Origin of the sequence: Reyranella sp., from assembly GCF_044224635.1 — a bacterium.
In the GTDB taxonomy this organism is placed as follows: Bacteria; Pseudomonadota; Alphaproteobacteria; order Reyranellales; family Reyranellaceae; genus Reyranella.
This window is the reverse complement of the sequence record NZ_JBGAKA010000052.1, coordinates 17,143-34,531: the sequence shown is the minus strand read 5'-3', so window position 1 is coordinate 34,531 and position 17,389 is coordinate 17,143. Positions and strand designations below refer to the sequence as shown.

The following is a 17,389-nucleotide window of genomic DNA, read 5'->3' as shown; positions in this document are numbered from 1 at the left end:
TCAGCCGGCTTGTATGTCGATTGGCGGCATGACGCGCAACTCTGCAATACGCGTGCCTTCGCGCTTCAGAATTTCGAAGCGGAAGCCGTAGAAAGCATAAATCTGGCCGACCTCGGGAATGCGTCGCGCCTCGTGCAGGACCAGGCCGGCAATGGTGATGGCGACGTCCTCCGGCAGGCCCCAGCCGAACTCGCGGTTGAGGTCGCGGATCGGCACGTCGCCGCGACACACCACGCTGCCGTCCTCGCGCGGGACGAAGCCGCGCTTGACGGCATCGTGCTCGTCCTCGATGTCGCCGGTGATCTCCTCGATGATGTCCTCGAGCGTCACGATGCCGCGCAGCGCGCCGTATTCGTCGACCACGATGGCGAAATGCTCGTGCCGGGCGCGAAACGCCTGCAGTTGGTCGAACAGGACGGTCGATTCGGGGATGAACCAGGGGGTCGTCATGACGTCGTCGAGCTTGACGTCCTCCGTGCCGCCGGCTGCCTTGACGGCGCGGAACAGGTCCTTGGCGTGGACGACGCCTACAACGTTGTCGGCCTCGCCGCGATAGACGGGTATGCGCGTATAGGGCGAGGCCAGGATTTCATCGACGATGGCGGCGACCGGCTGGTCGGCGTCGATCAGGACCACGGCGCCGCGGTGGGTCATGACGTCGGACACGGTGTGCTCGCCGAGATCGAGCACCGAGCGCAGCATCGCCTTCTCGGCGGGGGCCGCCTCGTCGGTCAGATCCTGACCATGCAACTCGATGGCGCCGCGCAGGACATCGGCGTGCTCCTCGGCGTCGGGCGTACGGTCGACACGGACGCGCAGCAGGCCGAGGAAGAAGCGCGAGACCGCGGCAATGGTGCGCGCCGGCGGCCCCAGGATGGCGAGCGTGACGACCAGCGAGGGGGCCATGAGCAGCGCGACGCGATCGGCGCGCAACAGGGCCCAGGTCTTGGGCATGACCTCGGCGAAGATCACCACCAGGATGCCGACGATGATCGTGGCGTAGACCACGCCCGCCGCCCCGAAAATCGCCGTCAGTACCGCGGTCGTGAGCGAGGCGGACAGGATGTTGACGACGTTGTTGCCCAGCAGCACGGCGCTTACCGCCTCGTCTTTGCGGTCGAGCAGGCCATTGACGATGGTCGCACGGTGATTGCCCTGCTGGGCGAGGCGATGCATGCGCGGGCGCGACGCGCCGGTCACTGCGGTTTCCGCCGCCGACATGTAGGCGCCGAGCGCCAGGCAGATCAGCACCAGCGGGACGGCAACCGAGATCGGCAGATCGAACTGAATATCCGGGTCCATGCGGGATCAGGCGGCGATCGCGTCGTCGAGCAGACCGTGCAGGACCGTTTCATCGACGTCGCGCGAGACGAAGGCTCGGCCGATGCCGCGTGCCAGCACGAAGGTGAGCTTGCCGGCCTCGGCTTTCTTGTCGCCGCGCATGTGATCGATCAGGCGCGCAGTCTGCCAGTCGCGCCGATTGCCGCCGCCGATCGCGCGCAGGCGCACCGGCAGACCGACCGCGGCGAGATGGCGGCGCACGCGCTCGGCATCGACGGCCGGGCACAGTCCCATGCGCGCCGACAGGTCGAAAGCCAGCGCCATGCCGGCGCCTACCGCCTCGCCATGCAGCAGATCCGGCCCGAAGCCGGTCTCCGCCTCGAGCGCGTGGCCGAAGGTGTGGCCGAGATTGAGCAGGGCCCTGAGATCGGTGGTCTCGCGCTCGTCGGCGGCAACGATGCGGGCCTTGGCAAGGCAGCTCTGCTCGATGGCGTAACTGCGCCTGGCCGCATCGCCGGCCAGCAGGGCAGCGCCGTTTTCCTCGCACCACGTGAAGAAATCGGGCTCGTCAATCAGCCCGTACTTGGCGACCTCGGCGTAGCCGGCCAGCAGCTCGCGCCGCGGCAGGGTGTCGAGCAGGTCGGTGTCGATGACGACCAGGCGTGGCTGATAGAAGGCGCCGACCAGATTCTTGCCATGGCGCGTGTTGATGCCGGTCTTGCCGCCGACCGAGGAATCGACCTGGGCCAGCAGGGTCGTCGGCACCTGGATGAAGTCGACGCCGCGCAGCAGCACGGCGGCGGCAAAGCCGGTGAGGTCGCCGACCACGCCGCCGCCCAGCGCCACCAGGGTGGTCTTGCGGTCCGGTCGCTGGTCGAGCAGGTCGTTCATCAGCTGGCCGAAGCCGGTAAACTCCTTGCTGGTCTCGCCGGCCGGCACGGCGAGCACGCGGGTCCGTACGCCGGTCTTCTCGAAGGCGGCGGCGAGACGGGCGGCATAGAGCGGCGCCACGGTGTGGTCGCTCACGATGATGACCCGCGGGGCGGCGAGAAGCCCTGCCGCCAGCTCACCGGTACGGTCGAGCAGGCCCGGGCCGATCGCGATGTCGTAGGCGCGTCCGGCGAGATCGACCCGGATGGTCCGTCGGGCCTGGTCTGCAGCTTCGGTCGGGGCGTTCATGCCGGAGCCTTTTCCGCTGTCGCTTCGAGGTGGAGGCGCAGCGCATCGATCACCTGCTCGGTCGTGCGATCGGCCGGCTGGGCGGTCGATTCGACCACGATGTCGGCTTCGGCGTAGATCGGATAGCGCTGGGCCATCAGGCGGCCGAGAATCTCCCTCGGATCGCCCTGGCGCAGCAGCGGCCGGTGTCCGCGCTTCTTCACCCGGTCGAACAGGACGTCGAGATCGGCGCGCAGCCACACGGTTATGGCCTTGGCGCGCATCAAGGCCCGGGTGTCGGCGTCGATGTAGGCGCCGCCGCCGGTCGACAGGACGTGCGAGGGCCGGTCGAGCAGGCGGGCGATGACGCGGCGCTCGCCGGCGCGGAAGTCGGCCTCGCCATACTTGGCGAAGATCTCGGCGATCGAGCAGCCGGCGGCGCGCTCGATCTCGTCGTCGGCATCGACGAAAGGCAGGCCAAGCCGAATGGCCAGGCGCTTGCCGATGGCACTCTTGCCGGCGCCCATCAGGCCGACGAGGGCCACGGTGCGCGGCAATGATAGGGGTATTGGGGCGTCCATGACGAGCTGTCGGGAGGATGTCGCCCATTCCGGCGGCTGTTTCAAGCCAGCCCGCGGGTGCGGCGTCTCGCGTTCAGGCTTCTCCTCCCAGCGAAGCTGGGGAGGAGAAGCCTGTGTCGCCCGGCTTACGATTGCCCGGCCGGCGGCCTCCGGAGTAGTTTGGTCGCGTCGTGCCGATGTTTCGTTCCAGAAGTCGCCTCAACGTCCCGGCCCTCAAGTTCGGGCCGGTGGTCGTCGTGATCGTTGTCGGCCTGGTGATCGCCGGCCTCGTGGCGCTGGCCGTCATAGAGCCCAGGCCGCCGCTGCGTCACTTCGAGGTGCCGGTCCCCAATGAGCGGTTTGCGCGTTAGCCTGCTGGTTGCCGCGACTCTTGCCGCCAGCGCCCTCGAGGCGCCGGCGCAGGTTGCCAATTTCGATGACCGGCCGACCGGCTTCCTGACGGCGCGGATCGGCGGCATGCCGGCGGACGCCTGGAAGGGCACGTCGCTTGCCACTGCCAAGCGCCTGGTGGCGGCGCTGCCGGCGGCGCCGGGCAGCCGCGCGCTGCGTGACCTGCAGTTCAAGGTGCTGGTGAGCGAGCTCAGCCCGCCGCCGCCCGACGGCAGCCCGCCGCCCAGCCTGTTCATACGCCGGGTCGAGAAGCTCGCAGCCATGGGGGAAGCCGAAAGCCTCAACGAGATGGTGCGCAATGCCGGCGCCTATTCCGACCCCACGGCTGCCACCTACGTCGCCAATGCGCTGATGATGGCCGGCGAGCGCCAGGGCGCCTGTGCGATCGTGCGCAACTGGGAGCTCGCCGAGCCGTTCGGCCGTCGCGCCCAGGCGGCGTGCAATTACCTCGACGGCGACAAGGCGGCGGCGGGTGCCGTTTCGCTCGGGCAGGTCGACGGGCCGACCATGATGATGCTCGACATGACGCGTACCCAGCCGACGGCCAACCTGCTGCGCAGCACGCAGCCGCCGGTCATCCGGGCGCTGGTCGGCATGAAGAGCCTGCCGATGGCGACGCGGCTGGAGATCGGCGAGCGTGGCGAGGCGCTGGCGATCGTCGAGGCCACCCGGTTGAGCGACCTCTACCTCGAGGCGGTGAATACCGGCGCTCGGCTGCCGCCGGCCATCGCGCGCCGCGCCCACCTGGTCGCGGTGGCCCGCGGGGCCGCCAATCCGCAGGAAGTCGTCAACTCGATCGGCGTGGTCTATGCCGATACCCGCGGCAGCCCGCTGTTTCCGACGGTCGCGCGGGCCAGCGCCACCGGATTGCTGCAGTTGCCCGCCCAGCAGCAGTTTGCCGGCGTTGCGACCGAGGCGCTGCGCGCTTTCCTGCTGCTCGGCGACAAGAAGCAGGCGCAGGCTTGGATTCAGCTGGCGATCGCCGCCGCGCACAACAATCCGCAGACCTTGAACGCCCTCGACCGGCTGATGCCGCTCGCCGCGATCGCCGGCATCGACGATCCCAAGCGGCTGCCGCCGTCCGAGGTCAATCGCTGGTATGCCACGATCCGCCAGGACGATCCGGCGCGCGCGGCCCTGCGCGGCGCCTTGCTGGTCGAATTGTTCCGCGCCACCGGCATCGACGTGCCGGCGGGGTCGACCGACCTGCCGGAAGCGCCGCCGGCCGGCGTCCGCCTGGTCATGCCGGCCGTCGCGACGCTGCAGGCCCTGCAGGCCGCCGGCGCCGGGCGCCGCCGCGCCGAGGCCTCTCTTCTGGCCTCGCTTGCCGCCGGCGAGACGCCGCTCGCCGAGCTGCATCCCGCAGGCGTCGCGGCGATCGTGCGCGCGCTGCGCCAGGCCGGCGAGGATCACGCGGCACGCCTGTTCGCGATCGAGACGGCGATGGCCTACGGCCTGTGAGGTGACCGTGAGGACCAAGCCGCCGCCGCTGTCGCGCGAAGCGCAGGCCTTCATGGAGATGCTGACGGCGGAGCGGGGTGCTTCCCGCAACACCGAGGCCGCCTACGCCAACGATCTCCGGAATCTCGAGACATTCCTCGCACGCCGCAGGCAGAAGCCGGTGACGGCCGATACCGACGCGCTCCGCGCCTACCTGAAATCGCTCGACTATGTCGGTATGACGCCGCGCACCGTCGCGCGTCGCCTGTCGGTCATCCGCCAGCTCTTCCGGTTCCTGCTGGCCGAGCGCCTGCGCGAGGACGATCCGGCGAGCGCGCTCGATTCGCCCCGGCTCGGGCGACCGCTGCCCAAGGTCCTGTCGCGCGACGAGGTCGACCGCCTGATCGAGGCGGCGCGCGTCAAGGGTGGCGTGGATGGCGGCCGCATGGCGACCTTGCTCGAGATCCTCTACGGCACCGGGCTTCGGGTGTCGGAGCTGGTGACCCTGCCGCTGGTCGCCGTCGAGCGCGATCCGACGATGCTGATCGTGCGCGGCAAGGGCGACAAGGAGCGCCTGGTGCCGCTCAGCGACCCGGCGCGCAAGGCGATTGCGTCGTGGCTGCATGTGCGGGCGGCAGCGCTCGGTGAGGGCGAGAGCTCGCGCTTCCTCTTTCCTTCGCGCGGCCGGACCGGCCATCTGACGCGCCAGCGCTTCGCCCAGCTCCTCAAGGAGGCGGCGCTCGGTGCGGGAATCGATCCGGCGCGCGTGTCGCCGCACGTGCTGCGCCACGCCTTCGCCAGCCATCTGCTGGAGGGCGGCGCCGATTTGCGCAGCGTGCAGCTGATGCTGGGGCATGCCGACATTGCAACGACCCAGATCTACACCCATGTCCTGGACGAGAAGCTGCGGTCGCTGGTGCAGGACAAGCATCCTCTGGCGCGGCGCCGTCGCCGTACCCCGGCCGGTTGACAGGATTCCGGCGACAGGCGACATCTGACGGCGAATGGCCACTTATCTCGACTTCGAGAAGCCGATTGCTGACCTCGAAAGCAAGATTACCGAGCTCCGGCATCTGCCGAACTCGGGCGATGTCGACATCGCCGAGGAGGTCATGCGCCTGCAGGACAAGGTGCAGAAGCAGCTGCGCGCGACCTATGCCAAGCTGACGCCCTGGCAGCGCGTCCAAGTGGCGCGCCATGCCGAACGGCCGCATGCCCAGCGCTATATCGACCGGCTGATCACCGACTACATGCCGCTGGCCGGCGACCGCGCCTTCGGCGAGGATGCCGCAGTGGTGGGCGGCGTCGGCCGCTTGGCGGGCCGCAGCGTCGTCGTGCTCGGCCAGCAGAAGGGCGACGACACCGATTCGCGCATCAAGCACAATTTCGGCATGCCGCGGCCGGAGGGTTATCGCAAGGCGCAGCGCTTGATGAAGCTCGCCGACCGGTTCCACCTGCCGGTGGTCACCCTGGTCGACACCCCGGGTGCCTATCCCGGCCTCGACGCCGAAGCGCGCGGCCAGGCCGAAGCGATCGCCAGCTCGATCGACACCTGCCTGTCGCTCGGCGTGCCGCTGGTCAGCGTCGTGATCGGCGAAGGTGGTTCCGGCGGCGCGCTGGCCATCGCCTCGGCCGACCGCGTCTACATGCTGGAGAATTCCGTCTACTCGGTGATCACGCCGGAAGGCTGTGCCTCGATCCTGTGGCGCTCCAACGAGAATGCGCAGGAAGCCGCCGACGCGATGAAGATGACGGCGGCCGACCTCAAGAAGCTCGACGTGATCGACGACGTCATTCCCGAGCCGATGGGCGGCGCCCACCGTTCGCCCGACGAGACGATCGATGTCGTCGGCAAGGTCCTGACCGAAGCCGTGGCCGAGCTGGTCCAGCTCGATGCCGACACCTTGCGGGCACGCCGCCAGGAGAAGTTCCTGGCCATGGGCAAGAAGGGCCTCTAGGGCGTGATTCTCTTTGGCTGAAGCGCCACAAAATGTCCTCACCCTGAGGAGCGGCCGCAGGCCGCGTCTCGAAGGGTCGCAAAAGACACGTCTGCTGCCCACCCTTCGAGACGCCACGCTCTGCGTGGCTCCTCAGGGTGAGGTTTCCCCTTAAGGCAATCACGCTCCTGGCCCGCCCCGTCGCCGTCATGCCGTCCGCTCTGCGTCTCAGCGTTCTCGACCAGTCGCCGATCCGCAAGGGCGGGACGGCCGCCGGCGCCGTGCGCGAGACGCTCGAGCTGGCGCAGCTGTGCGATCGGCTGGGTTTCACGCGCTACTGGCTGGCCGAGCATCACAGCAGTGAGGCGCTCGCCGGCTCGACGCCCGAGGTGTTGATCACGCGGATCGCCGGCCTGACGTCGCGCATGCGCATCGGTTCGGGCGGCGTGATGCTGCCGCACTACAGCGCCTACAAGGTGGCGGAGAATTTCCGCATGATCGAGACCCTGTTCCCGGGCCGCATCGATCTCGGCATCGGGCGTGCGCCGGGCAGCGATCAGCGCACCATGCGCATCCTGGCCGACGGCAAGCCGAACTGGAGCAGCGCCGACAATTATCCCTACCAGGTGCGCGACCTGGTCTCGTGGCTGCACGACGCGCTGCCGCCCAAGCACGAAGGCTTCGGCGTGACGGCCCAGCCGGTCGGCGAGACCGCACCGGACGTCTGGCTGCTGGGCTCGAGCGACGACAGCGCGGCGCTGGCGGCGCATTTCGGCCTGCCGTTCTGCTTTGCCCACTTCATCAATCCGGACGGCGGCGATCGCGTCACGCGCGCCTACAGCGAGCACTTCAAGCCGTCGTCGCTGCATGCGAGGCCGCTGCCGATGATGGCGATCTCGGTGCTGTGCGCGGAGACCGACGAGGAGGCCGACCTGCTGGCCAAGAGCCGCGAGGTCTGGGCGATGCGCCTGCGTACCCGCGGCGAGGCGGGACCGGTGCCGTCGGTCGAGGAGGCGCTGCAAGCCGCCAAGGAACCCGGCGCCGAGCGCATCCTGCCCGCCTTGCGCCGCCGCTCCGTCGTCGGCTCCCCCAAGACGGTGCGGGCCGGCCTCGAGATGCATGCCGGCGCCTACCGGATCGACGAGATCATGGCGGTGACGATCTGCTTCGACTTCGAGAAGCGTAAGCGCTCGTACGAGCTGCTTGCAGAGGCGTTCGGGCTCGCCTCTCATTTTCCTCCCCAAGCGTAGCTTGGGGAGGTGTCGCCGTCTTCGGCGACGGAGGGGTCATGAGCAGTGGGACTGAGGCTCATGACCCCTCCGCCCCGTAAGACGGGGCACCTCCCCAGCGAAGCTGGGGAGGAGGATGAATTCAGCTTTTCCCGGCCGTCGCGTCCCACAGCGGCGCAGCCATGGTCTCGCTGAAGTTCTTGAACATGAGGTTGAACGAGATGCTGATGCGGTCGCTCTGGCTGTCGTTGGCGGGGACGGTGTGCTTCAGCCACGCCGGGAAGATCACCAAGCGGCCTTCCTTGCTCTGGGCGTTGGCGCCGTTGGCGGTGAGGCGCGTGTACTGCCGCGGCCTGGGCATGATCATCGACGCCTGGCCGCGCGGATCCTGGAAGATGATCTGGGAGCCTGATGTCGGAATCCTCACATAGTAGACGCCGCTCAGGTAGTTGTTGGGATGGTGGTGCATCGGGTGATAGGCGCCCGGCGGATTGATATTGGCCCAGCAGCCGGTGATCGCCATCGGGTATTGGTCGACCTGCAGGAAGCGCGCGACGCCGCGCGCCGCCGTCTCGACCAGCTTCGCGAACTCGGCGAAGGCCGGCCTGGTGTGCAGGTCCTGCGGCGTCTGCCAGTTGCTGCCGGCAGGAATCTTGGGGCGCGGCGCGATCAGCCGTTCGATCTCGGCGGCGAGAGCGGCGTTGAGCGACGCCGCGGCGGCGGGCTGAAGATCCACGATCCACAACGGGGTCGGGAAAATCTCCTGGACTTCCTGCTTCTCGATCATGCCCCGAGTATAGCGGGATTCGGGACGAAGGGATTTGCAGCCACGCCGGTTCGGTGGTCCAATTGTCGCTCCACACAGGATCGGGAGGAACCAGGAGGAGCCCGTGGCCATCACCGTCCAGCCTGTCACCGAGAGTTTCGCCGCCGAGATCGGCGACGTCGATCTCGCGAGACCGATTGCATCAGGCGATCTCGCCGCGATCCGCGCCGCTTTCACCCGCTATGCGGTGCTGGTCTTCCCTGACCAGCATTTCGACGACGAGAGCCAGCTCGCCTTCGCACGCCATTTCGGCCCCCTCGAGACCACGGTGTTCAAGGCACGCAAGGACCACAAGCTGCGCCTGCACGAGAACCTGGCCGACGTCGGCAATCTCGACAACGAGAACCGCCTGCTCGAGACCAACGACCGCCAGCGCCTGTACAATCTCGGCAATCGGCTGTGGCATACCGACTCGTCGTTCAAGCGCGTGCCGGCCTACTGCTCGATGCTGCATGCCCGGTCGATCCCGCCGATCGGCGGCCACACCGAGTTCGCCGACATGCGGGCGGCCTACGACGCCTTGCCCGAGGCGACCAAGCGGCGCATCGCCGGCCTGGTCGCCGAGCATTCGATCATGACCTCGCGCGCCAGGCTGGGCTTTTCGGACTTCGACGAGAGCGAGCGCGAGGCCTTCAAGCCGGTGCCGCAGGTGCTGGTGCGCCGTCTGCAGGATTCCGGCCGCATGAGCCTCTATATCGCGAGCCATGCCGGCGCCATCCGCGGCATGGCGGACGGCGAGGCTCGGGCGCTGCTCGACGAGCTGACCCGGCACGCCACGCAGCGCCAGTTCGTCTACAGCCATCGCTGGCGCGTCCACGACCTGGTGATCTGGGACGACCGCTGCACCATGCATCGCGGCATGGAGTTCGACGATCAGCGTTACGCCCGCGACATGCGCCGCGCCACGGTGGCCGACGTCGCTCCGACCTGCGAGCAGATGGGACTGGCCGTCGCTGCCGAATGACGCCAGCGGCCTTTCGCAAGCTCGCCCTGTCGCTCGACGGGGCGAGCGAGGGCGCGCACGGCGGCCACGCAGACTTTCAAGTGGAAACAGATGAGGCTTCGAGAAGGATCAGGTTCATGGTCTTCCTGGCCGCGAGCGTCCCGCTCGCTCATGAATCTGAGCGAGCGGGACGCTCGCGGTCAGGAAGACCATCTCTAGACCTCGCGCGACATGACGGTGCGCCGCCAGGGCGGATGGCCGTGGCGGTTCTCGCTCATGATCTGCTGGCGGATCGGCCAATCCCATTGACCGCGCGGCACGTCGGCAAAGCCGCGACGGGCGTAGAACGGGGCATTCCACGGCACGTCGAGGTAGGTCGACAGGAAGATCGCGCGGTAGCCGAGAGCGCGCGCCGCCTCGGCGGTGCGGTCGATCAGCGCCGACCCCAAGCCATGTCCCTGCCAGGCATCGAGCACCGAAAGCTGGTCGAGCCAGGCGCGGTCGGCGCGCAGCTTCATCAGGGCAAAGCCGACCGCACGGCCCTGCGACGAAGCAGCGACCCACAGCTGTCCTTGCCGTCTGGCGTGCTCCAGCGAGGCGACGGATGCCGGCGGCATATCGATGACGCGCTGCAGACCGACGCGCGCGTAGCGCCGGTCGGCCTCGTTCTCGATGTCAGGCAGAAGCCTGATCTCGTGAGGATGCGGTGGCCGGATCATGCGTCGATGGGTTGGGGCAGGATGGTGAAGAGCCGGTTCTTTATTGCCCGCTTTCGTATCGCGGCAAGCGCGCGGATTGCTGCGGCATGCGGCGCGCACGGAAGGCGGCGATGAGCTAGTCTCGGCGGCAGCCGGGAGGAACCTGTGACCATCGACATTGAACCGCTGCGCAAGGAACTCGGACGCAAGATCGAGGACGAGGACGTCGTCACCGATGCGCCGCTCAAGGCGATGATCGCCACCTTCGATCGGCCCGACAAGGTGCCGGCGATGGGCGAGCCGATCGCGCCGGGCTGGCATCTCTGCTTCCTGCATTCCTACGCGCGGCCGGCGTCGCTGGGTGCCGACGGCGCCGCGTTCGAAGGCGGCGTGCTGCCCAAGATTCCGATGCCGCGCCGCATGTATGCCGGCTCGACCTTCACCTTCGACGGCGACATCCGCGTCGGCGACAAGCTCCGGCGCGAGATCGAGTTCACCGACATCCAGCAGCGCCAGGGCAGCACCGGCAGCCTGATCGTGACGACCCAGACGCGTCGCATCTTCACGCCGCGCGGGCTCGCGCTGACGGAAGCCGCCAGCACGGTGTTCCGCGAAGAGGTGAAGGCGGGCACCAAGAGCGGCGTGCCCGAACGCGATCCCGTGCCGACCGGCACGCCGTGGCGGCGCACCATCGAGCCGCATCCGGTGACTCTGTTCCGCTATTCGGCGATCACCTTCAACCCGCACCGCATTCACTACGACCGCACCTATTGCATGGAGGTCGAGGGCTATCCCGGCCTGGTGGTGCACGGCCCGTTCGCCCAGCAATGTCTGCTCGACCTGTTGCGCGATTCGATGCCCGGCCGACGCATCAAGACCTTCGCCGTGCGCGCCCGTGCGCCGCTGTTCGACACGGCGCCGTTCAATGTCGTCGGCCGGCCGACGCCCGACGGCAACGGCGCGGAGCTGTGGACGGTGACGCCGAAGGGCACCATTGCCGCGCAGGCGACGGCGACGCTGGCTTGATCGAGCCGATGAGGAAAGCTCCCTCGCTGCGCTCGGGATGACATCGGGCGCTGTGGCGACAGCAATGCCGTCATCCCGAGCGCAGCGAGGAGCTTTGGTCTTCCTGCGCTCAATCGTTCGCCGCTCCGAAACGCAGGGGGCGAAAGAACGCGCGGATGTCGTCGACCAGCAGGCCGGGCTCCTCAAGGGCGGCGAAGTGGCCGCCCTTGGGCATCGCCGTGTACTGGCGCACATTGTAGGCGCGCTCGAGCCACTCCTGGGGCGGCGGCGGCGAGAGGTCGGCGGGAAAGGCGGCGAAGCCGGTCGGCGTCTCGACGCGCCGGCCCTCGGGCAGGGCATAGGGCGATTGCCGGGCGAAGCCGCGATAGAGCCAGGTCGCCGTGCCGGCGGTTCCGGTCAGCCAGTAGACCATGACGTTGTCGAGCAGCAGATCCATGGAGAAGCGGGTGAGCGGGTTGCCGGCGCAGTCGCTCCACGCCTGGAACTTCTCGACGATCCAGGCCGCCAGGCCGACCGGCGAGTCGGCCAGCGCGACGCCCAGGGTCTGCGGTCGCGTCGCCTGAATGCGCTGATAGCCGACCTTGTCATCGCGATCGGTCCGCGCCGCCTCGAGCCAGGCCGATTCGGCCGCGCTGAGCCTGGCCTTGCGCAGGTCGGCGCCCGGCCGCAGTCCCATCATGTTGAGATGCAGGCCGAGCACGCCCGACTTCCACCCGTCTTTCTCTTCCATCACCGGATGGTCGAATGCCAACCACGAGGAAACGACGGCACCCCAGTCGCCGCCCTGCGCGCCGTAGGGACGACGATAGTTGAGCTGATCGTGCACCAGCCGATGCCAAAGGCCGGCGATGGCGCGCGGGCCGATCGGGCCCACGCTGCCGTCGTCGCGGATCGGCGGGCCGGAGAAGCCGTAACCCGGCAGCGAGGGCACGATGACGTCGAAGGCATCGAGGGCGTCGCCGCCGTGACGGTCGGGGTGCGCCAGCCGGTCGATGAGCTCGAGGAACTCGACGATCGAGCCCGGCCAGCCATGGGTGACGACCAGGGGCATCGGCCGCGGCGCACCCTCGACGTCGGTGCCGGGCTCGCGGATGAAATGCAGGCGCTGCGGGCCGATATCGACCAGGTAGTTGGGCCAGCGGTTGATCGCTTCCTGGCAGCGCTGCCAGTCGTAGCCGTGGCGCCAGTAGTCGACGAGGTCGGCGAGGAACGCCGGGTCGGTGCCCGAAGCCCAGGAGCCGTTGTCGGCGATGGCGACCGGCGGGCGCCAGCGGCGCAGGCGTTCGTCGAGGTCGATCAGCGCCCGTTCAGGAATGTCGACCTTGAAGGGTTCGGGAGTTTCGTAGCGCGCCTCGGACATGGGCCTCTCGGACATGGGCCTCTCGGACATGGGGCCAAGGCGTAGCGCGAAAGCGACTAGTCCAGCAAATCCGCCCTGAGCCGCTCGCGCGCCGCGCGGTCGAGCGACAGCGCGCGCTCGGCGAATTGCTCCGGTCCGCCGAAATCGGCCCGCACGACCTCGAAGGCCGCCTCGAGATAGGGCGTGCGGGCCTCGACGATGGCGGCGCGCGTGTCGATGTCGAGCTCGGGATAGCGGCCGAGATGGCCGGTCCACAGCTCGTTGGTGCGCAGGTAGTCGTCCATCACCGTTTCCCACGGCACGCCGAGCAGGGTCAGCAGCAGCGCCGAGGCGAAGCCCGTGCGGTCCTTGCCGGCGGTGCAATGGAACACCAGCGGTCGGTGCGTGCCGTCGCTCAAGGTCGCGAACAGGGTGCGGAAGCCGGGCGCGCAGCGGCGCGGATAGTCGCGATAATGGTCGGTCAGGAACTGCATCATCAGGTGCGGGCTGGCGCTGCCGTCGGCCACGGCGCCGCGGATCCTCTCGCCGACGCCGGGCTCGATGTGGGCGCCGACGATGCGGCATTCGACGCCGTCGACCTGATGGGGCGTCTCTGCCGCCTCGTTGACCCCGCGCAGGTCGACGATCGTTCGCACGCCGAGGCGGCCCAGGGCGGCGCGGTCGACAGGAGTCAGGTTGCCGAGATGCGCCGAGCGAAAGACGGCGCCGCGCCGCACGGCGCGGCCATCCTTGGTGCCGTAGCCGCCGAGGTCACGGAAGTTGGAGCCGCCCTCCAGCGGCACGACGTGAGGAGGGGAGAAATCGGTCATGATTCTGATCTAGCATGACGGACGTGCCCGAATCATGTCGCTTGCGACGCGGAATCTTTGCATCAGCGTTACCATTGGGCGCCGCCGCGAGGCCGCTCTTTCGCTTTGCGATCGAGCAGGGAGGAAGTTCGGGCGCCTTTCATTCTCCTCCCCAGCTTCGCTGGGGAGGTGTCGCCGTCTTGCGGCGACGGAGGGGTCATGAGTCACAGTCACGCTGCTCATGACCCCTCCGTCCGCGATTACGCGGACACCTCCCCAGCGAAGCTGGGGAGGAGAATGAAAAGCGCGCCCACATGTAATGCTCTGGATCTGATGGGGAGGGAATGTGCCTGCCGAGGCAAGACTGCAAGAAGCATTGGCCTTCCATCAGCGCGGCCAGCGGGCCGAGGCGCGGCGGCTCTACGAGGCCATCCTGGCCGGGCAGCCAGACTTTTTCGACGCGCTTCATCTTCTGGGTATCCTGGACCTCGAAGATCGGGCTCCCGCGCGGGCGCTGGCGTGGTTCGACCAGGCCATCGCCTTGCGGCCCGATCATCCGCAGGCTCACAGCAATCGCGGCAATGCCCTCTTTCATCTCGATCGCCTCGTGGAGGCGCTGGCGAGCTACGACAGGGCGCTTGCGCTTGCGCCGGGCTACGTCGACGCCCTCTACAACCGCGGCAACGTCCTTTACGCGACGGGACGTCGCGCCGACGCGGTGGCGAGCTACGATCGCGTCATCGCGCTGCAGCCGGGGCATGCCGAAGCCCATTCCAATCGCGGCGTGGCGCTGTTCGAGCTCGGTCGCTTCGACGAGGCCGTCGCGAGCTACGACAAGGCGATCGCGCTCCGGCCGGCACAGGCGGCCCTGCATGCCAATCGCGCCAATGCGCTGCGCCAGCTGAGGCGCCTGCCGGAGGCGGTCGCCGGGTACGACAGGGCCATCGCCCTTCGGTCTGATGCCACGGTCTTGTGCAGCCGCGGCCATGCGCTCTACGAGATGGGGCACCTCGAGGATGCCATCGCGAGCTACGATCAGGCTCTCGCCCTTGCCGCCGATCATGCCGAGGCGTGGTCGCGTCGCGGCTTCGCCCTGCGCGATCTCGGACGATTGGAGGCGGCGGTGGAAAGTTACCGCAAGGCCCTCGCTCTCGACCCTGATGCCGACTTCCTGTTCGGCGAGTACCTGCACACCAGGATGCAGGCCTGCGATTGGGCGACCCACGATGGCGACGTCGCTGACCTCGCGGCGCGGATCGCCGCCGGACGCCGCGCGTCGTCACCGTTCATTGCCCTTGCGATCCTCGATGACCCTGTTCTGCACCGCCGTGCCAGCGAGAGCTATTCAGCCGCACGGTACGGCGTGGTCGAGAGTGCCCGGCCGTTCGTCAGGCGGGAGAAGAGCGGCCGAATCCGGGTCGGCTACTACTCCGCCGATTTTCACGATCATGCGACGGCCTATCTGATCGCCGAGCTGATCGAGACGCACGACAGAAGCCGTTTCGACTGCATCGCCTTCTCGTTCGGTCCCGATCGACGCGATGCCATGCGGCAACGGTTGGCATCAGGATTCGATCGCTTCGTCGACGTCGGCGCGCGAAGCGACCGCGAGATCGTCGACCTTTCGCGCGAACTCGGCATCGACATCGCGATCGACCTGAAGGGCTTCACGCGGGACAGCAGGCCGGCGATCTTCGCCGGCCGCTGTGCGCCGGTTCAGGCGAGCTACCTCGGCTATCCCGGGACGATGGGCGCGCGGCACATGGACTACATCATCGCCGACAGCGTGGTCATCCCCGAGGCGAGCCGGCGGCACTACAGCGAGAAAGTGGTCTGGTTGCCCGGCAGCTACCAGCCCAACGACAGCAGCAAGCGGATGTCGGCGCGATCGCCGTCGCGCCGCGAGCTGGGGCTGGGCGAGGGCTTCGTGTTCTGCTGCTTCAACAACAGCTACAAGGTCCAGCCGGCGACGTTCGACAGCTGGATGCGCATCCTGACGCGGGTGGACGGCAGCCGGCTATGGCTGATCGAGGACAACGCCGCCGCCGTTCGCAACCTGCGCAGCGAGGCCGCGGCGCGAGGGGTCGACGGCGATCGCCTCGTGTTCTCGCGGCGCATCCCGCTCGGCGAGCATCTGGCGCGACATCAATGCGCCGATCTTTTCCTCGATACGCTGCCCTACAACGCCCACACCACGGCGAGCGACGCCCTGTGGGCCGGGCTGCCTGTGCTCACTCTGACGGGAAAGGCATTCGCGGGCAGGGTCGCCACCAGCCTTCTGCGGGCCATCGGAATGCCTGACCTGGTCACCGAGACGGCGCGCGTTTACGAGCAGCGCGCGGTCGACCTGGCGACGGTTCCGGGCGCCTTGGCGGCAATCAAGCGCAAGCTCGCCGCCAACCGGCAATCGTCGGCCCTGTTCGACGGCACCGCCTTCGCGAGGCACCTCGAGGGCGCCTATTCGATCATGTACGACCGCTATCGGCAGGGCCTTGCGCCCGGCCATATCGAGATTGCCGGCGCGCTCTGACGAGGCGGGATCATGTTCTGCATCCCGGTGTGCGCCTGATTGCGGACAGCTCGTCAAACCTCTGGCGCTCGGTGCTGGTCGTCGGCCGATGGATCGGGTTCATCCAGCGCCCAGCGCGTCGGCATTGACCGGACTCGAAACCCTGTGCCAAGAAGCCGGCATGCGCGAGCCGGACACCCACATCGTCGCCCGCTTGGCCTGCATCCCAACAGGCGGGATGCAGGGAGTGGATCGCGCTCGCTGAACGCGCGTATCGGAGACCCGCAGCCTCGCCGGAAACGGACGAGCGTTGCGCCGCGTGCCTCGTCCTTCGACCATCCGATGGAGAGACACATGGCACAGAACATCTACGACACGGCGGAATTCTTCGAGGGGTACAGCCGGCTGCCGCGATCCCGGCACGGGCTCGATGGTGCGCCCGAGTGGCCGGCGATCCGCGCGCTGGTGCCGGATCTGCGCGGCAAGCGCGTGGTCGATCTCGGCTGCGGCTTCGGCTGGTTCGCGCGCTGGGCGGCGGCGGAGCAGGGCGCTGCCCGTGTCGTCGGCATCGATCTTTCCGAGAACATGATCGAACGCGCCAGGCGCGAGACGCCGGACGCACGGGTCGAGTACCGGATCGCTGACCTCGAAACGCTCGAGCTGCCGGCGGCCGCGTACGACTTTGCCTACAGCTCGCTCGCCTTCCACTATGTCGAGGATTTCGGCCGGCTGGTGCGGACCGTGCACCAGGCGTTGGCTCCCGGCGCGCGCTTCGTGTTCACTATCGAGCATCCGATCTACATGGCGCCAACCAACCCAGGCTGGTCGAAGGTGGATGACGGCCGGATGAGCTGGCCGGTCGACGGCTATTCCGTGGAAGGTCGCCGGGTCACCGACTGGCTGGCCAAGGGCGTGGTGAAATACCATCGCACGATCGGGACGACCCTGAACACGCTTCTCGCCACAGGATTCGCCCTTCGTGGCGTCGTCGAGTTCGCGCCCACTGCCGATCAGGTCGCCGGCGATGCCCGTCTCGCGCCGGAGATCGAACGCCCGATGATCCTTATCGTCTCGACGGAATGCTGACCGCTGATCTCAGGGTCTGTGACGAGATGGTAGATGCAGAATCGCCGTCATCCCGAGCACAGCGAGGGGACCTTTGAGGCAGCAACAAAGGTCCCTCGCTGCGCTCGGGATGACAGTAGTGTCGTCACAAACGAAGC

At 68.2% G+C, this 17,389-nt stretch carries 16 protein-coding genes; 9 read left to right on the top strand and 7 right to left on the bottom strand.

Annotation, left to right across the window (positions count from 1 at the left end; genetic code table 11):
* From ACILR9_RS31340 to ACILR9_RS31330, 3 genes are read right to left on the bottom strand one after another with little or no spacing between them, the layout of a single operon-like run.
* The gene (locus tag ACILR9_RS31340) at positions 1-1,302 is read right to left on the bottom strand and encodes an HlyC/CorC family transporter (RefSeq protein ID WP_395713911.1); all 1,302 of its coding nucleotides are present in this window, start codon (positions 1,300-1,302) and stop codon (positions 1-3) included.
* 6 nt (positions 1,303-1,308) lie between these two features.
* Complete coding sequence (gene aroB / locus ACILR9_RS31335) at positions 1,309-2,460, bottom strand: 3-dehydroquinate synthase (RefSeq protein WP_395713910.1); 1,152 nt, start codon at positions 2,458-2,460, stop codon at positions 1,309-1,311.
* Complete coding sequence (locus ACILR9_RS31330; protein ID WP_395713909.1) at positions 2,457-2,984, bottom strand: shikimate kinase; 528 nt, start codon at positions 2,982-2,984, stop codon at positions 2,457-2,459. The genes aroB and ACILR9_RS31330 overlap by 4 nt, the downstream gene beginning before the upstream one ends.
* Before the next feature lie 212 nt (positions 2,985-3,196).
* Here ACILR9_RS31330 and ACILR9_RS31325 point away from each other — a divergent pair, with 212 nt between their 5' ends.
* The 5 genes from ACILR9_RS31325 to ACILR9_RS31305 all read left to right on the top strand — a co-directional run bounded on the left by ACILR9_RS31325 (position 3,197) and on the right by ACILR9_RS31305 (position 8,037).
* Positions 3,197-3,370 (top strand): hypothetical protein, encoded by a 174-nt coding sequence (locus ACILR9_RS31325; protein ID WP_395713908.1) that lies wholly within the window; start codon positions 3,197-3,199, stop codon positions 3,368-3,370.
* Positions 3,351-4,871 carry a hypothetical protein gene (locus ACILR9_RS31320; RefSeq protein ID WP_395713907.1) on the top strand — a complete coding sequence of 507 codons (1,521 nt, stop codon included), beginning with the start codon at positions 3,351-3,353 and terminating at the stop codon, positions 4,869-4,871. Before ACILR9_RS31325 ends, ACILR9_RS31320 begins: the two co-directional genes overlap by 20 nt.
* Before the next feature lie 7 nt (positions 4,872-4,878).
* Positions 4,879-5,820 (top strand): site-specific tyrosine recombinase XerD, encoded by a 942-nt coding sequence (locus tag ACILR9_RS31315; RefSeq protein ID WP_395713906.1) that lies wholly within the window; start codon positions 4,879-4,881, stop codon positions 5,818-5,820.
* A 34-nt stretch (positions 5,821-5,854) separates the two neighbouring features.
* Complete coding sequence (locus ACILR9_RS31310) at positions 5,855-6,808, top strand: acetyl-CoA carboxylase carboxyltransferase subunit alpha (protein WP_395713905.1); 954 nt, start codon at positions 5,855-5,857, stop codon at positions 6,806-6,808.
* Between the two features lie 137 nt (positions 6,809-6,945).
* Positions 6,946-8,037 (top strand): LLM class flavin-dependent oxidoreductase, encoded by a 1,092-nt coding sequence (locus tag ACILR9_RS31305; protein ID WP_395713904.1) that lies wholly within the window; start codon positions 6,946-6,948, stop codon positions 8,035-8,037.
* 121 nt (positions 8,038-8,158) lie between these two features.
* On the opposite strand, the gene ACILR9_RS31300 is transcribed toward ACILR9_RS31305, so the two are convergent.
* Positions 8,159-8,803 (bottom strand): 2OG-Fe(II) oxygenase family protein, encoded by a 645-nt coding sequence (locus ACILR9_RS31300; protein WP_395713903.1) that lies wholly within the window; start codon positions 8,801-8,803, stop codon positions 8,159-8,161.
* 103 nt (positions 8,804-8,906) lie between these two features.
* Between ACILR9_RS31300 and ACILR9_RS31295 the strand changes: the two genes are divergently transcribed.
* The gene (locus tag ACILR9_RS31295; RefSeq protein WP_395713902.1) at positions 8,907-9,806 is read left to right on the top strand and encodes a TauD/TfdA dioxygenase family protein; all 900 of its coding nucleotides are present in this window, start codon (positions 8,907-8,909) and stop codon (positions 9,804-9,806) included.
* A 194-nt stretch (positions 9,807-10,000) separates the two neighbouring features.
* On the opposite strand, the gene ACILR9_RS31290 is transcribed toward ACILR9_RS31295, so the two are convergent.
* Positions 10,001-10,504, bottom strand: coding sequence for a GNAT family N-acetyltransferase (locus ACILR9_RS31290; RefSeq protein ID WP_395713901.1), 504 nt, complete (start codon positions 10,502-10,504; stop codon positions 10,001-10,003).
* Between the two features lie 144 nt (positions 10,505-10,648).
* On the opposite strand from ACILR9_RS31290, the gene ACILR9_RS31285 reads away from it, so the two are divergent.
* The gene (locus ACILR9_RS31285) at positions 10,649-11,509 is read left to right on the top strand and encodes a MaoC family dehydratase N-terminal domain-containing protein (RefSeq protein WP_395713900.1); all 861 of its coding nucleotides are present in this window, start codon (positions 10,649-10,651) and stop codon (positions 11,507-11,509) included.
* A gap of 109 nt (positions 11,510-11,618) precedes the next feature.
* Here ACILR9_RS31285 and ACILR9_RS31280 read toward each other — a convergent pair whose 3' ends face one another.
* Positions 11,619-12,884 (bottom strand): epoxide hydrolase family protein, encoded by a 1,266-nt coding sequence (locus ACILR9_RS31280; RefSeq protein ID WP_395713899.1) that lies wholly within the window; start codon positions 12,882-12,884, stop codon positions 11,619-11,621.
* Positions 12,885-12,925: 41 nt separating this feature from the next.
* Positions 12,926-13,678 (bottom strand): tyrosine-protein phosphatase, encoded by a 753-nt coding sequence (locus ACILR9_RS31275; RefSeq protein ID WP_395713898.1) that lies wholly within the window; start codon positions 13,676-13,678, stop codon positions 12,926-12,928.
* A gap of 325 nt (positions 13,679-14,003) precedes the next feature.
* Here ACILR9_RS31275 and ACILR9_RS31270 point away from each other — a divergent pair, with 325 nt between their 5' ends.
* Together ACILR9_RS31270 and ACILR9_RS31265 are read left to right on the top strand one after the other, a co-directional pair.
* Positions 14,004-16,187: a tetratricopeptide repeat protein gene (locus tag ACILR9_RS31270; RefSeq protein ID WP_395713897.1), complete on the top strand. Its 2,184-nt coding sequence runs from the start codon at positions 14,004-14,006 to the stop codon at positions 16,185-16,187.
* Between the two features lie 333 nt (positions 16,188-16,520).
* Entirely contained in the window at positions 16,521-17,252 is a 732-nt protein-coding gene (locus ACILR9_RS31265; protein ID WP_395713896.1) for a class I SAM-dependent methyltransferase, read from the top strand.
* Positions 17,253-17,389: the final 137 nt, after the last annotated feature.

What these genes read in the sequence shown, in the direction of transcription:
- ACILR9_RS31280 (WP_395713899.1), bottom strand. Translation starts at nt 12,884, where the DNA reads ATGTCCGAGAGGCCCATGTCCGAGGCGCGCTACGAAACTCCCGAACCC.
- ACILR9_RS31325 (WP_395713908.1), top strand. Translation starts at nt 3,197, where the DNA reads ATGTTTCGTTCCAGAAGTCGCCTCAACGTCCCGGCCCTCAAGTTCGGG.
- ACILR9_RS31265 (WP_395713896.1), top strand. Translation starts at nt 16,521, where the DNA reads ATGGCACAGAACATCTACGACACGGCGGAATTCTTCGAGGGGTACAGC.
- aroB (WP_395713910.1), bottom strand. Translation starts at nt 2,460, where the DNA reads ATGAACGCCCCGACCGAAGCTGCAGACCAGGCCCGACGGACCATCCGG.
- ACILR9_RS31300 (WP_395713903.1), bottom strand. Translation starts at nt 8,803, where the DNA reads ATGATCGAGAAGCAGGAAGTCCAGGAGATTTTCCCGACCCCGTTGTGG.
- ACILR9_RS31275 (WP_395713898.1), bottom strand. Translation starts at nt 13,678, where the DNA reads ATGACCGATTTCTCCCCTCCTCACGTCGTGCCGCTGGAGGGCGGCTCC.
- ACILR9_RS31320 (WP_395713907.1), top strand. Translation starts at nt 3,351, where the DNA reads ATGAGCGGTTTGCGCGTTAGCCTGCTGGTTGCCGCGACTCTTGCCGCC.
- ACILR9_RS31290 (WP_395713901.1), bottom strand. Translation starts at nt 10,504, where the DNA reads ATGATCCGGCCACCGCATCCTCACGAGATCAGGCTTCTGCCTGACATC.
- ACILR9_RS31340 (WP_395713911.1), bottom strand. Translation starts at nt 1,302, where the DNA reads ATGGACCCGGATATTCAGTTCGATCTGCCGATCTCGGTTGCCGTCCCG.
- ACILR9_RS31310 (WP_395713905.1), top strand. Translation starts at nt 5,855, where the DNA reads ATGGCCACTTATCTCGACTTCGAGAAGCCGATTGCTGACCTCGAAAGC.